This window comes from Mycolicibacterium sediminis, from assembly GCF_010731735.1.
In the GTDB taxonomy this organism is placed as follows: domain Bacteria; phylum Actinomycetota; class Actinomycetes; order Mycobacteriales; family Mycobacteriaceae; genus Mycobacterium; species Mycobacterium sediminis.
Genome location: NZ_AP022588.1, coordinates 2,375,529 through 2,388,967 on the forward strand (window position 1 = coordinate 2,375,529; position 13,439 = coordinate 2,388,967).

A 13,439-nucleotide genomic window follows, 5' to 3' on the forward strand; every position below is an offset into this window, starting at 1 on the left:
GACGGTTGGGGTGGGACTTGCCGAACTATGTCACGGGTGAGGCGCCGGTACCGGTGACGAGAGCCCAGCATCTGGTGCATGGCGACGAAGACCGCAGAATTCGTGCTCACAAGGCGGCGGGCGCGTTTTCAGCAACGATTGTTGCCACACTGACGGCTGTGCTGCTCATCGGCGACGCGCAGATCTCCGTGATCGTGGTGTGTTGTCTGTTCTCGACGATGGCATTCGTGATGAGCGTGTCGTTCCTGGTCACCCTCATGTACGCGAAGCGAGAAGGTGGGCGGGAGTTCGATCTGGAACTGGCCGAACCCGATGACCGAGACCGGGAATCCATCGCGGTTCTCATACCGGCGCGCCATGAAACCACGGTGCTGGCGTCCACGTTGCTCAATACGGCGTGGACGCAAAGGGACCACGCGAACCACCAGATCTTCGCGGTGATCAACGACGACGACCCGGACACGATGCGGGTGGCAGCCATCGCGGCGACCGCAATCAACGGCGGCATGTCCGCTGATAGAAGTCGGCACGAGCAGCAGTCCGAGATGTTCGCGGCGATCGCGGCCGACGATCTGACCGCCCATCTGGGAGACCTCCTTGCGGCGGTTCCGCCAGGGCCCGTCCAGGTCCTGGTCTATCCCTTGGGCAAGCGCCCGCCCAACAAGCCGCAGCAGCTGAACTTCGCCTTCTGGTACCTGCGGTCGCAATTCACCGTGTTCACGGTGCTCGACGCGGAAAGCCTTGCCGCCGAGGGACTTCTCCGCGCCGTGGATCGTGCCTTCCATGATCATCCCGACGTGGAGGTCATCCAGGGCGGAATCCAACTGATGGATCCGCTTCCGGACGGCCCGTGGTGGAGACGAACGCTGATGGGCGTCACGCGGTGGTACTCGTGGCACAACCTGCTGGAGTACACCCGCTGGTTCAGTTCTCAGATGCGCTACCAGTCCGACCGCGGTTTCATGCCGCTCGGAGGCAACACCGTCTTCCTCCGTCGGGAACTGCTGGTGAAGACGGATGCATGGCCGATGTCTCTCACCGAAGACTGTGAACTCGGCGTGCGGGCAACGGCCATCCACGGTGCGAAGACACTGAGCTTCTACGATCCGAAGCTGACGACACGTGAGGAGACCCCACCGAGCCTGCGCACGCTGATCAAGCAGCGGCGGCGCTGGAACATCGGTTTCATTCAGAGCTTCGTCGCCGGCAACTGGCGCGCTCTTCCGACCAGACGTCAGCGCTTCGTGGCGCTGTGGATCCTCAGCATGAGCTTCTTCCAGACGTTCTCACTCGCCATACTGCCCCTGACACTGCTCACCGTGTTCTGGATCAAGTCGCCAGCGCCGCTGGCGGTTGCGCTGTGCGTGCCCACCATTCCCGTGGTGCTCGGCATGGCGCTCCAGATGCTGTACCTGCACGACTACGGCAAAGCCTTCGATCGTCGGATCGGCTGGAACGTCTACGTCGTCTACGTCATCACGTTCCTGCCCTATCAGCTCGTGCTCTCGTTTGCGGCCGCGCAGGCGCTCCTCTGGTACTGGCGTGGACGTCTCGGCTGGGACAAGACCGAACACGTCGGCGATCACATGGATCTCGCCGCACCGGTCGCAATACCCCTTGCCGGCCGGATCGCTCGGACGACGTGATCCGCTAGATGGCAACCATTCTGGAAGTACGCGAGGGCCCCGGGGATGCCGCCCTGCCCCCTAGCCCGGCCGGCCGGACCTCTCGATTGGCACGGTGGCGGACACCTGCGATCTGCGCGGCGATCATCGTCACGTGTTCGATCGCTACGGCCTTCAACGTCTATGGCAACCCGGTCCGCTTCAAGGACGAGGGCGTGTACCTCGCCCAGGCCTGGGCGATTCCCAACCTCGGCGCTCTGGCGCACTACACGTACTGGTACGACCATCCGCCGCTCGGCTGGATACAGATGTCGTTGTGGGCAACGGTCACGGATGGGTGGGACCGCTGGAACGAGCAGAGCACCATGGCGGGGCGCGAGTTCATGATCGTGGCGCGAGTCGCGACGAGTCTCTTGATCTACGCGCTCGGCCGCCGGGTGGGCCTGCGCCGATCCTGGGCGGTCATCGCCGTGCTGGTGTTCCTGTTCAGCCCGCTGGCGATGTACTACGGCCGATTGACGTTGCTCGACAACGTGGCGATGCCGTGGGTACTCGCAAGCCTGGTGCTGGCGTGGTCGCCGAGGCGAGCGTGGGGTGCCGGTGTGGGCTCCGCGCTGTGCTTTGCCGTTGCGGTTCTGACCAAGGAGACGCTGCTCCTACTGGCACCCGCGATCGTGCTGGCAATCTGGTCCAATTATCGCCGCTCGAACAACCGTCAGTTCGTCTGGGTTGCCTTCGGTCTCGTCCTCGCCATGTCTGCGGCCCTGTACCCGCTGTACGCCCTCATCAAGAGTGAGCTGACGCCGGGCGCCGGACACGTCAGCCTGCTCGGTGCCCTCGACTGGCAGTTGAGTGCGCGCAAGGGCAGCGGCAGCGTGTTCGACGCATCAAGCGATGCAAGGACATTGGTCGACAGCTGGCTAGCGCTGGATGCCTGGCTTCCGGTCGGCGGACTCGTCGCGGCAGCGTTGCTCGTCGGAGATCGTCGACTCCGTCCCATCGTATTGGCCCTGGCAATCCAGTCGGCGATGCTGCTGCGCCAGGGTTACCTGCCTTCGATGTACGTCGTGGCGATGCTCCCGTTCTGTGCACTAGCAGTGGCGGGACTGTGCGACAGGATGTGGACGCGAACCGCCGACGGCCCGGCGACCGTTCCCCTGCGATCCGACGGACGTCGACGTCAGCGCTGGCGACCCGCAGCGGCCGTTGCCGGATCGTTGGCCGTCGTGGTCTTCTGGTGCGTCGCCATCACCGTGGCCGGAAGCGGGTGGAGTAACACCCTCGAGTACCAGTGGACGGTGGACGCCGACGCATCGCAGCGCCAGGTGACCGCCTGGCTGCGGGACAACGTCCCCCACGACGCCAACGTCGTCGCCGAAGGCGAGATGTGGCTCGATCTGCACAACGCCGGTTTCGATGGACACGGCAACATCTGGGTCTACAAGGTCGACAGCGACCCCGAAGTCACCCAACGACTCGGCAGCTGGCAGGCCATCGACTACCTGGCTTTGTCCCGCGTCACCCTGGTGTCCGAGTCCAAGGCGACGATGCCCATGGTGTTCGAAGCACTGGATCACGCGGAGCCCGTCGCCGAATTCGGGTCGGCCAACGACGCCGTCGTCATCATGAGAGTCGACCCGTGACTCGGACAGTGGTCGTGATCCCGACGTACAACGAGATCGACAACGTGGCTCTCATCGTGGATCGCACGACGTCCACGAACCCAGACGTCCACGTACTCGTCGTGGACGACGACAGCCCCGACGGCACCGGTGCCGCCGCGGATCGAATCGCTCTGCGCCTGTCGCAGGTTCACGTCCTGCACCGTTCAGCCAAGGAGGGGTTGGGCGCGGCGTACCTCGCGGGATTCGCCTGGGCGCTGGACCAGGGTTTCGACGTGGTGGTCGAGATGGATGCGGACGGAAGTCACGCTCCGGAGCAACTCGAGGGCCTCTTGACCGCCATCTCTCGCGGAGCCCACGTCGCGATCGGCTCTCGGTACGTGGCAGGAGGGGCAACGGTCAATTGGCCGCGACGACGTCGGATGCTCTCGAAGACCGCCAACGCATACGCCCGCCTCGCGCTGGGTGCCCCGATCAACGACATCACCTCGGGTTACCGCGCCTACCGTAGTGAGGTCTTGGCCGACATCGACTTCGCGGACGTCCACTCCCGGGGCTACGGCTTCCAGGTCGAGATGGCCTGGCGCGCAATTCGACTCGGAGGCGTCGTCGTCGAAGTGCCGATCACCTTCGTCGAACGACGGCTAGGGGCTTCGAAGATGGACATCGGCACCATCTGGGAGGCCGTCACCAACATCGCACGATGGGGGGTGCAGCATCGCTTCGGGATCACCCGCGAGACCGGCCGAGACAGGAAGGCATCGAGGTGATGGCTCGCGAGTGGCTACGCGACGTGGTCTCGTCGCCGGACTGGTGGTCGTGGTGTTCGTCGCGGTGGTCACCGCATGGCGGCTACACGCGGACGGTGCGAAAGAGTCACCGCCCGACAGTGGCATCGCCGGGGTCGCCACGGAACACGGGCGCAGCTTCCTACGCGAGTACCTGGCATCCGACGGCCGCGTCGTCCGCATCGACGAGGGCGGCGACGTCGTAAGTGAGGGACAGGCCTACGGGATGCTCATCGCTGCAGCCATCGACGACGAACCCAACTTTCGCCTGATCTGGTCGTGGACACAGACCAATCTCTTGCGGTCCGACGGCCTCTTGGCCTGGCGTTGGTACGAGGGCGGTGTGACGGACGCCAACAGCGCAAGTGACGCAGATCTAGATGCGGCCCGCGCACTCATCCTGGCCGGCGACAGATTCGGGGCGCCCGACCTGACGTCCCACGGCAGACGTCTCGCGGCAGCGGTGCTCGACGGCGAGACGAGACCGGGTGGGGACGGGTACGTCATGGTCGCGGGCAACTGGGCCACGGCCCACCCGCAGCAAGTGAACGCGAGTTACTTCAGCCCGCGGGCCGAGCAGGAGCTTGCCCGTTTCGACGCACGGTGGAGCACCGTCTCGACGGGGAACCGTGGCGTCATCGAGAGATTGATTCAGCAGGCGCCACTGCCGCCCGACTGGGCGGAGTTGAACGGAGACGCGATCAGTGCCGTCGGGCACGGATCGGCACCGGTCCAGTTCGGCCTGGACGCTGCGCGGGTTCCGATCCGGCTCGCCGAATCATGCGCCCACGAAGACCGCGAACTCGCCGCTGCCATGCGCATCCCGCTCTCCGTGCAACCGTCAGCCGTGGGGATCCGTCATCTCGACGGTTCCGCCGCGGTCGAATGGAAGCATCCCATCGCACTCGTCGCACGGGCCGCCGTCTTGCTTGCTGCTGGAGACGGTCCAGGTTCCGCAAGGGCGCTCGATGAATCGGCAGCTCTGCAGGCGCGCTATCCCAGCTACTACGGAGCGGCTTGGGTCGCTTTGGGCGACCTGATGTTGCGGTCGTCGGCGCTGGGCGAATGTCCGCGTGCCTAACGTTCGTGCTGCCCGCCTCGTCGCCGAAACTCACAGGAACGGGTTTGCGAAACCAGCAACCGATCAAGGCACGGCTGTGTGATCGTTCTACGCATGCGTAAAGCGTTGAGGGCTGGCTACCTCGCCACCCTTTCCCTCCTTGGTGCCGTGGTCCTGCTGATCGGATCGGCCTTCTCGGCCGCTCTCGCCTTCGGAGCCATCGGCCTGATCGTCCAGGGCACCGGCACCCCCAACGCAAACATCGTCAACAACTACCTCGAGAACGCCCGCAACCGGTACCTGCAGGGCACCGCGTGCACGAACGCGTTCAACTGCGGGACGGTGGCAGAGGGCGTGCCCGACCCCACGCTCCAGGGGATCAACTACCCGGCGTCCTTCTTCCCGCTGTCCTTCATCCCCGGCTGGTGCCGGTCCGGCCCGGACGGCTGCGACAAGTGGGACGTCTCCGTCGGCAAGGGCGCCGTGGGCCTACAGGAGCAACTGGACTACGCCCTCACGCAGACCTCCGACGACATCGTCGTCTTCGGCTACTCGCAGGGCGGGGCAGTCGTCTCCAACGTCCTCAACGACTACATCAAGGCGATCCCGGTCGACGCGCAGAAGAAGCGCATCCAGATCGTCACCATCGGCGGCATCGAGACACCGGACGGCGGCCTGTGGTCGCGGCTCAGCCCGCTCGGTTTCATCCCCTATTTCGACATCACGTTCGGGCCGCCCATGACGCCGGACCCCCTCGTCAAGCAGACCGTGATGTCCTTCCACTTCGACCCGGTGGGTGACGCACCGCGCTACTTCGGCAATCCCTTCGCGCTGCTCAACGCCGTCGCCGCGCTCGAGACGGTGCACGGCTTCTACCTGACGCCGAACGGCAACGGCCCGACCGAGACCCTGCCCTACGGGTACACCCCCGAGACGCTGCCCGCCGCGATCGCCTGCAACGTCGGCGTGAACTGCCGGGTGGACTCCTATGGCAACCAGTACGTCGTCATTCAGGCGACGTCGCTGCCGATCGCCGACTTCATCTACGGGTCCGTGCCGTCGGGACTGCGGCCGCTGATCAAGCCGGTCCTCGAACTCGTCGCCCCGGCGTACCGCGTACTGGCCGAACTCGGCTACGACTACAGCGGCGACCCGAGTGTCGCCACGCCCCTGTCGATCCTGCCGTTCAACCCGCTCACCTTCAATCCCGTGAAGGTCGGCCTGGACCTCGTGGGCGCCGTGGGCCAGGGCGTCAACAACGCACTCGGTGGCGGCACCAGCCTGTCCCCGCTGAACCCGCCCGAGGGTGCAGTCGCGCCGAACCTGCCGCTGCAGCCCGTGCAGGGCAACCAGGCGGCCGGTGAATCACCAACGGCAACAACCGGATCGGCCCGTGCGGCCCGGTCATCCGATTCCGTCGCCGAAACCACGACGTCGCTCGCCGACGTCGGGAACCCAACGGCGACGCTGCAGGCCAAGAAGCCGTTGACGAACGTCATCAGGCAGTCGATGCAGGCTACCGTTGGGCGCAGTGGCCTCTCGGTGCCCGGCGATGCGGGCCAGGAGATAGGCGGTCTGCGTGGCTCCGGCACCGAGGACGCGGCCGTGCCGAACGGCCTGAATACGGTAGCGGGTAAGCAATCCGAACCGGCGACTTCACAGCCCCTGAAGGCCGCGACCAACGACGGCACCCCAGGGCAAGCCGCGGCCTGACGATCCCCGTACGAGAACGGCCCCGCACTCGAGAGTGCGGGGCCGTTTCACGTCGTCACCGTCAGGCGACGGCGCCGGGCTTCAGGTAGGTGACCAGGCTGACGTCGATGGACTCGTCGACGAAGTAGAACTGGGCGCCGGTCAGGTACTTCATGTAGCGGTCGTAGTTCTCGGTGCCCGCCGCGGCGATGGCCTCGTCCTTATGCGCCTCGAGGCGGCCGGCCCAGATGCCGAGGGTCTTGATGTAGTGGTTGCGCAGCGACAGCGCCGACGGGACCGTGAAGCCGGCCTTCTCGCCGCGCTCGACCATCATGTCGGTGGACGGAAGCCGACCGCCGGGAAAGATCTCGGTGATCATGAACTTGATGAAGCGGGCCATCTCGAACGTCAGCTTCTTACCGCGAGCCTGCAGGTCGTCCGGGTGGTAGCCGACGCTGCTCTGGAGGGTCATGCGGCCGTCGTCGGGCATCACGTCATAGCACATCTTGAAGAAGTCGTCGTAACGGTCGAAGCCGAAGTGCTCGAACGCCTCGATCGACACGATGCGGTCGACGGAGCTGCCGAACTGCTCCCAGCCCTCGAGGCGCACGTCGAACTTGCGGCCGCTGTCGATCTTGCCCAGCAGCTCGTTGCAGTAGGCCTGCTGGTTCTTGGACAGCGTGAGGCCGATGACGTTGACGTCGTACTTCTCCATCGCGCGCTGCAACGTCAGACCCCAGCCGCAGCCGACCTCGAGCAGGGTCATGCCCGGCTTCAGGTCGAGCGCCTCGAGGTGCTGGTCGACGTTCGCGATCTGGGCCTCGGAGAGCGTCGCCTCGGGCCGGGTGAAGTACGCGCAGCTGTACTTGCGGGTCGGATCCTGGAAGACGCCGAAGAAGTCATCAGACAGGTCGTAGTGCGCCTGGATGTCCTCGAAGTGAGGCGTCATGTCCTTGATGCCGGTTGAGTTTTCGGGCATGAGTTCCTACTGGCCTTCCTGGTGGCAGCCGCAAACGCGACCGAACACTTGTGAATCTCGCTGTGATCGCACCCTACGGGTCGGAACCCCTAGTGATGCGCAACTAGCGCCATACGATAGTCGCGCCCGGTGTTCAGCCCTAATTCGCGTGACGTCCAGTTACTGGTGTGACGGCTGCTTCACGCACGTGAACTGGTTGACGTCGATGTAGCCCCTGCGGAACATGTCGGCGCACCCGACGAGGTACTTCATGTACCGGTCGTACACCTCGACGGACTGGATGGCGATCGCCTCGTCCCGGCGCGCCTCCAGCGCCTCGGCCCACAGGTCGAGCGTGCGCGCGTAGTGCAACTGCAGTGACTGCACGCGCGTCACGGCGAAGCCGGCGTCCGACGCGTGCCGCTCGGCGTCCTCGATGGAGGGGAGCTGGCCGCCGGGGAAGATCTCCCGGGCGATGAACAGCGTGAAGCGGGCGACGTCCATGCTCAGCGGGATCCCGCGTGCCTTGACCTCGTCCATCATCAGCCGGGTGATGGTGTGCAGCAGCATCACGCCGTCGTCGGGCAGCACGCGGTGGGCCATCTCGAAGAACGGCACCCACCGGTCGGCGCCGAAGTGCTCGAACGCCCCGATCGACACGATGCGGTCGACGGGCTCGTCGAACTGCTCCCAGCCCTGCAGCAGGACCCGCTTGGTGCGGGCCCCCGCCGCGGCGTCGAAACGGGCCTGGACGTGCGCGAACTGGTTCTCCGACAGCGTCAGGCCGACGACGTTCACGTCGTACTTCTCCGCCGCCCGGAGCAGTGTCGCGCCCCACCCGCAGCCGACGTCGAGCAACGTCATCCCGGGTTGCAGGTCGAGCTTGCCGAGCGACAGGTCGATCTTCGCGAGCTGGGCCTCCTCGAGCGTCATGTCGTCGCGCTCGAAGTACGCGCAGCTGTACGTCTGCGTCGGGTCGAGGAACAGCCGGTAGAAGTCGTCAGACAGGTCGTAATGCGTCTGGACGTCGGCAAAGTGGGGCGTCAAGTCGGTCATGGGTGGACACCGCCTTCCGTTCTGGCACCGACACCCCAGGAGGCTGGGGGATCCGGATCGATCATCGGTGCGTTGGGGGTCAGGCTACCCAAGAGGCGGTTGCTCACCCGCATCGCGGCTACTTGACGAGTGTGAACTGGCAGACGTCGATGTACCCCTCGTGGAAGCCCTTCGCGCAACCGGTGAGGTAGTGCATGTACCTGTCGTACATCTCCTCGGACTGCACGGCGATCGCCTCGTCCCTGTGTGCCTCGAGGGCAGCGGACCAGGTATCGAGGGTCCGGGCGTAGTGCTTCTGAAGCGACTGGGTGCGGGTCAACTCGAAGCCGCCGCGGGTCGCGAACTCGGCAGCCATCTCGGTGGTCGGCAGGTAGCCGCCCGGGAAGATGTCGGTGAGGATGAACTTCACGAACTTTGCGATCGAGATCGTCAGCGGCAGGCCGGCGGCCGTCATCTGCGGCAGCGTCAGCGCAGTGATGGTGTGCAGCAGCATGACTCCGTCGTTCGGCAGCGCCTTGTAGGACGCGGCGAAGAAGTCGTCCCAGCGATCCTTGCCGAAGTGCTCGAACGCACCGATCGAGACGATGCGATCAACCGGCTCGTCGAACTGCTCCCAACCCTGCAGCAGAACGCGCTTCGATCGCGGGCTGTCCACCGCGGCGAACTGCTCCTCGACGTGTGCGGCCTGGTTCTTGCTGAGGGTGAGTCCGACGACGTTGACGTCGTACTTCTCGATGGCGCGCAGCATGGTCGAACCCCAGCCGCAGCCGACGTCGAGAAGCGTCATGCCGGGCTCGAGGCCCAGCTTGCCCAGTGCGAGATCGACTTTGGCGAGCTGCGCCTCTTCCAGCGTCATGTCGTCGCGCTCGAAGTACGCGCAGCTGTAGGTCTGGCTCGGATCGAGGAAAAGCCGGAAGAACTCGTCGGAGAGGTCGTAGTGTGCCTGTACGTCTTCGAAATGCGGCTTCAGGCCGCCCTTACGGGTGCTCTTGGTCATGTCCCTGGTGCCTTTCTGGCAGTTCAGTGGGCCGGGAGGATCGGCGATGACCCGTCAGAGCCCCTGCTGCGGTCCTTGGTGACTCTACGCCGAGCCCCTGACCGCCACTAATTGCTGAATTTCAGCCGGCTTCGGCGAACGTCTTGCGAAGTTCGGCAACGATCGGGTCCCACAGCGGTTCCGGCAGCTCGTGACCCATGCCGTCGAACAGCACCAGCCGCGCATTCGGGATGGCCTTGGCGATGGCCTTGCCGCCCGACGGACGCATCAGCTTGTCGGCCTTGCCGTGGATGACCACGGTCGGCGCGGTGATCTGGCGGTCGTAGTGCAGCAGGCTGCCGCTGCCGGTGATCGCGTTGAACTGCCGCGCGATGCCCTGCGGGTAGTGCGCCCGGTCGTAGAACGCGATCGCGTCGGCCCGCAGCCGGTCGTCGCTCGCCGGGTAGCCGGGGCTGCCGATGATCCGGGTGACCCTGATCGAGTTCTCGATGATGACGTCTCGCGGCGAGTCCGGCGACGGGCCCGTGACGACCGCCAGCAACTGCTGCGGCCCGGGCGGCGGCAGGCACGGCTGATTGTTCGACGAGAAGATGATGCCGAGGCCCCGCGTCCGGTTGGCGTGCCGCGCAGCGAACACCTGCGCGATCATGCCGCCCATCGACGCGCCGACGACGTGCGCCCAGTCGATCCCGAGGTGGTCGAGCAGCGCGGCGGCGTCGTCGGCCATGTTCTCCAGCCGGTACACCGACGGGCTGCGCACGCCCAGGAAGGACCGCACCATGTTGCCCACCTGCGAGCCCCGGGTGCGCCGACCGTCGACCCGGCCGGAGAGGCCGACGTCGCGGTTGTCGAAGCGGATGACGCGCAACCCGTCGTCGACCAGCTTCTGACAGAACTCCTCGCGCCAGAAGACCAGCTGCGCACCGAGTCCCATGATCAGCAGGACGGCGGGATCGTTCTCGTCGCCCATGTCCTCGTAGTGGATCGTCAGGCCCTGGGTGGCCGGGGCGTCGCCCTCACGGATGTCCACGCGCTCAGACCTCCAACTCGTCGGGATCGTGTTCCTTGTGCTCGCGACTCACGTCGACCATGAAGTTGGCGAAGTAGCCGGTGAGCTGCGGGTCGCTCATCATCTGCCACGACGGCGCGAGCAGCTTCATGTAGCGCTCCACGTAGAGGAACTGCTTGCCGATCAACACCAGCTCGCGCGGCAGCTTCACGTCGTAGGCGTCGGCCAGCGCCGAGAGCTGCTTGCCGATCTCGGCGTATCCGAGGTCGCCGAGCGACTTGGTGGTCAGCGGCGTGGCGAACTTCTCGAGGTCGCGGGCGGCTTCGGCCTCGGGCTTCATGGTGCCGACCGCGCCCATCAGGACGACGATCTTGCCAGCCGCGGCGTGGTCCTTCGTGACCAGCAGCGCGTAGACGAGTTCGCGTAGCAGCCAACGGGTTCGGGGATCGACGCGACCCATGATGCCGAAGTCGAAGAAGACGATCTTGCCGTCGTCGTCGACGTACAGGTTGCCGGCGTGCAGGTCGCCGTGGAACAGGCCGTGCTTCAGCCCGCCCTCGAACACGCTGAACAGCAGCGCCTTGACCAACTCGGTGCCGTCGAAGCCCTTCTTGCGGATGGTCGCGACGTCGTCGATGCGGGTGCCCTGGATGCGCTCCATCGTGAGCACGCGCTCGCTGGTGAGATTCCAGTAGACCTGCGCCACCCGAATGTTCTTGCCCAGCGGCGAGGCGTGCATGTGCGCCACCCACGCGTCCATCGACTGCGCCTCGAGCCGGAAGTCGAGTTCCTCGGCGAGGTTGTCGGCGAAGTCGGCCACCACGTCCTGGGCCGACAGCCGCTGACCGATCTTCGCGAGTTCGACCAGCCGCGCCCCGCGCTTGAGGATCTGCAGGTCGGCGGCGACCCGGCGGCGGATGCCCGGCCGCTGAATCTTGACCACGACCTCCTCGCCGGAGTGCAGCGTCGCGTAGTGCACCTGCGCGATCGACGCCGACGCGAACGGCTCGTCGTCGAAGTGCTTGAAGAGGTTCGCCGGGTCGTCGCCCAACTCCTCCTTGAACAGTGCGTGGACCTGATCCTTGTCCGCCGGCGGCACGCGGTCGAGCAGACTGCGGAACTCGCGGCTCAACCCCTCGCCGAACGCGCCGGGGCTCGAGGCGATGATCTGGCCCAGCTTCACGTACGTCGGCCCCAGATCGGAGAACGTCTGGGGGATCTGCTTCACGATCTTCTGCTGTAGGGAACCGCGGCCGACCAGGTTGCTGACGACCCGCGCGCCGGTCCGGGTGAGCTGCCACCCGGTGGCGCCGACGCGGGCAGCCTCGACGGGCAGGGGCACCCGGTCCAGCTTCGCTCCCTCGCGGTGCTTCGTCGTTGTCATGACTGCAGTCTCTCAAAACTGTCGAAGAGGCGGAAAATTCGTGTGCACCACGTCACATCTGCGGCGCCTCGGTTGGCGCGAAACGGCATTCCCTGTTGCGGAGGGCGCTGGTTGACGACAGGGAATGCCGTTTCGGCGCGAATATCGGGCGCTCGCGGTCGCGGGGGCGAGGGGGCGGCGTCAGGCGAACTCGTGCTCCACCTGGGCGCGGCTGCGGGCCGGGTCGCTGCCCAGCACGTAGCCCGGCAGCGTATGCGGCGCCAGGTCCGGGTCGATCCCTCCGGCGACCCGGGCCTGCGCCTCGCGAAACTCGGGGATGGGCCCCGCCGCGGCGCCCAGTCCGTTGATGACGGCCCACACCCCGGTGCGACGGGCAGTGCGCTCGACGACGTTCGGCGAGCGGTGGCCTATCAACTGCATGGCCCAGGTGGGCATGGTGTCGCGGATGGCCCAGTCGACAACGCTCTCCGGCAACGGCAGGTGGTGGCCGGTCGCCATGGCGGCGCCGTGGGTGAGCGCAAGTTTCGGCAGGTAGGACTTCAGGCAGTCGTGGGTGTCGGCCTTGGTGGTCGGCAGGTCGGTGCCGCCGAGCGCGTGACCCACGCGGACGAACTCGCCGTAGTAGCGGTCCAGCTTGCGGCCCCGCAGTGGCCGCGGGTGATACATCTCGTGCGCGGTGGCCAACCCCCACACGACCGTCGCGTAGTTCCAGCGCAGCCAGTCCGGATCGTCGGCGTCGTAGCGCGCGCCGTCGGGCCGCACGCCCTTGATGGTGTGGTGCATCGCGCGGACCGTCTGTGCGAGCCGCTCGGCGGTGTCGGTGGATCCGTAGGCCGTGCCGATGAAGAACGCGATGGAGTGGCCGAGACGGACGGCCAGGCCCTTCGGATCGATGCGCGGCGGGGCGGCGGGGTCCTCGGATTGCTCGACGAGGCGCGAGTGGTGCACGCCCATCCAGTAGATCGACGGGTCGAGGCGTTCCAGGTACGCCGCGCACTGGAGCCCGAAGATCAGCGACGGCATGTGCGAGTGCACGTGCCACGTCGCGCTGTCGGGTCCGAACCAGCCCGGATCGCCCGCCGGCCCCGCGAACTCCATGCCGCGGAAGTAGTTCCTGCGGACGGTGCGATCGAAGTGACCCTGCAGCGACTGCTCGACCATCTGATGCGGCAACAACATGGCGTTCCCCAATTCTGGCTACGGTTGTTGTCACTTTAGCAACGATCTGGCTACGTGTGTAGCCAGAAG

11 protein-coding genes are annotated in these 13,439 nt (G+C 66.0%); 5 read left to right on the forward strand and 6 right to left on the reverse strand.

Features of this window, described 5'->3' with window-relative positions; genetic code table 11:
- Positions 1–17: 17 nt before the first annotated feature.
- The 5 genes from G6N64_RS11395 to G6N64_RS11415 all read left to right on the forward strand — a co-directional run bounded on the left by G6N64_RS11395 (position 18) and on the right by G6N64_RS11415 (position 6,808).
- On the forward strand, positions 18–1,646 hold the full coding sequence (locus G6N64_RS11395) for a glycosyltransferase family 2 protein (protein WP_163796991.1): 1,629 nt from the start codon (positions 18–20) through the stop codon (positions 1,644–1,646).
- 8 nt (positions 1,647–1,654) lie between these two features.
- Positions 1,655–3,268 carry a glycosyltransferase family 39 protein gene (locus G6N64_RS11400; RefSeq protein WP_163796993.1) on the forward strand — a complete coding sequence of 538 codons (1,614 nt, stop codon included), beginning with the start codon at positions 1,655–1,657 and terminating at the stop codon, positions 3,266–3,268.
- Positions 3,265–4,017 carry a polyprenol monophosphomannose synthase gene (locus G6N64_RS11405; RefSeq protein WP_246231114.1) on the forward strand — a complete coding sequence of 251 codons (753 nt, stop codon included), beginning with the start codon at positions 3,265–3,267 and terminating at the stop codon, positions 4,015–4,017. The genes G6N64_RS11400 and G6N64_RS11405 overlap by 4 nt, the downstream gene beginning before the upstream one ends.
- Before the next feature lie 10 nt (positions 4,018–4,027).
- Entirely contained in the window at positions 4,028–5,116 is a 1,089-nt protein-coding gene (locus tag G6N64_RS11410) for a glycosyl hydrolase family 8 (RefSeq protein ID WP_163796995.1), read from the forward strand.
- A gap of 93 nt (positions 5,117–5,209) precedes the next feature.
- Complete coding sequence (locus G6N64_RS11415) at positions 5,210–6,808, forward strand: PE-PPE domain-containing protein (RefSeq protein WP_163796997.1); 1,599 nt, start codon at positions 5,210–5,212, stop codon at positions 6,806–6,808.
- A 61-nt stretch (positions 6,809–6,869) separates the two neighbouring features.
- Here the strand turns inward: G6N64_RS11415 and G6N64_RS11420 are convergent, their stop codons facing one another.
- From G6N64_RS11420 to G6N64_RS11445, 6 genes are all read right to left on the reverse strand, one after another.
- On the reverse strand, positions 6,870–7,766 hold the full coding sequence (locus tag G6N64_RS11420; RefSeq protein WP_163797000.1) for a cyclopropane mycolic acid synthase family methyltransferase: 897 nt from the start codon (positions 7,764–7,766) through the stop codon (positions 6,870–6,872).
- 159 nt (positions 7,767–7,925) lie between these two features.
- On the reverse strand, positions 7,926–8,801 hold the full coding sequence (locus G6N64_RS11425) for a cyclopropane mycolic acid synthase family methyltransferase (RefSeq protein ID WP_163797009.1): 876 nt from the start codon (positions 8,799–8,801) through the stop codon (positions 7,926–7,928).
- 118 nt (positions 8,802–8,919) lie between these two features.
- Positions 8,920–9,798, reverse strand: coding sequence for a cyclopropane mycolic acid synthase family methyltransferase (locus G6N64_RS11430; RefSeq protein WP_163797011.1), 879 nt, complete (start codon positions 9,796–9,798; stop codon positions 8,920–8,922).
- A 121-nt stretch (positions 9,799–9,919) separates the two neighbouring features.
- A complete protein-coding gene (locus G6N64_RS11435) occupies positions 9,920–10,828 on the reverse strand; it encodes an alpha/beta fold hydrolase (RefSeq protein ID WP_163797013.1) in 909 nt (302 codons plus the stop codon).
- A gap of 4 nt (positions 10,829–10,832) precedes the next feature.
- On the reverse strand, positions 10,833–12,191 hold the full coding sequence (locus G6N64_RS11440; RefSeq protein ID WP_163797015.1) for an ABC1 kinase family protein: 1,359 nt from the start codon (positions 12,189–12,191) through the stop codon (positions 10,833–10,835).
- A 180-nt stretch (positions 12,192–12,371) separates the two neighbouring features.
- Positions 12,372–13,370 carry an oxygenase MpaB family protein gene (locus G6N64_RS11445; protein ID WP_163797017.1) on the reverse strand — a complete coding sequence of 333 codons (999 nt, stop codon included), beginning with the start codon at positions 13,368–13,370 and terminating at the stop codon, positions 12,372–12,374.
- Between the last annotated feature and the right edge of the window lie 69 nt (positions 13,371–13,439).

What these genes read in the sequence shown, in the direction of transcription:
- G6N64_RS11415 (WP_163796997.1), top strand. Translation starts at nt 5,210, where the DNA reads ATGCGTAAAGCGTTGAGGGCTGGCTACCTCGCCACCCTTTCCCTCCTT.
- G6N64_RS11440 (WP_163797015.1), bottom strand. Translation starts at nt 12,191, where the DNA reads ATGACAACGACGAAGCACCGCGAGGGAGCGAAGCTGGACCGGGTGCCC.
- G6N64_RS11400 (WP_163796993.1), top strand. Translation starts at nt 1,655, where the DNA reads ATGGCAACCATTCTGGAAGTACGCGAGGGCCCCGGGGATGCCGCCCTG.
- G6N64_RS11445 (WP_163797017.1), bottom strand. Translation starts at nt 13,370, where the DNA reads ATGTTGTTGCCGCATCAGATGGTCGAGCAGTCGCTGCAGGGTCACTTC.
- G6N64_RS11430 (WP_163797011.1), bottom strand. Translation starts at nt 9,798, where the DNA reads ATGACCAAGAGCACCCGTAAGGGCGGCCTGAAGCCGCATTTCGAAGAC.
- G6N64_RS11425 (WP_163797009.1), bottom strand. Translation starts at nt 8,801, where the DNA reads ATGACCGACTTGACGCCCCACTTTGCCGACGTCCAGACGCATTACGAC.
- G6N64_RS11420 (WP_163797000.1), bottom strand. Translation starts at nt 7,766, where the DNA reads ATGCCCGAAAACTCAACCGGCATCAAGGACATGACGCCTCACTTCGAG.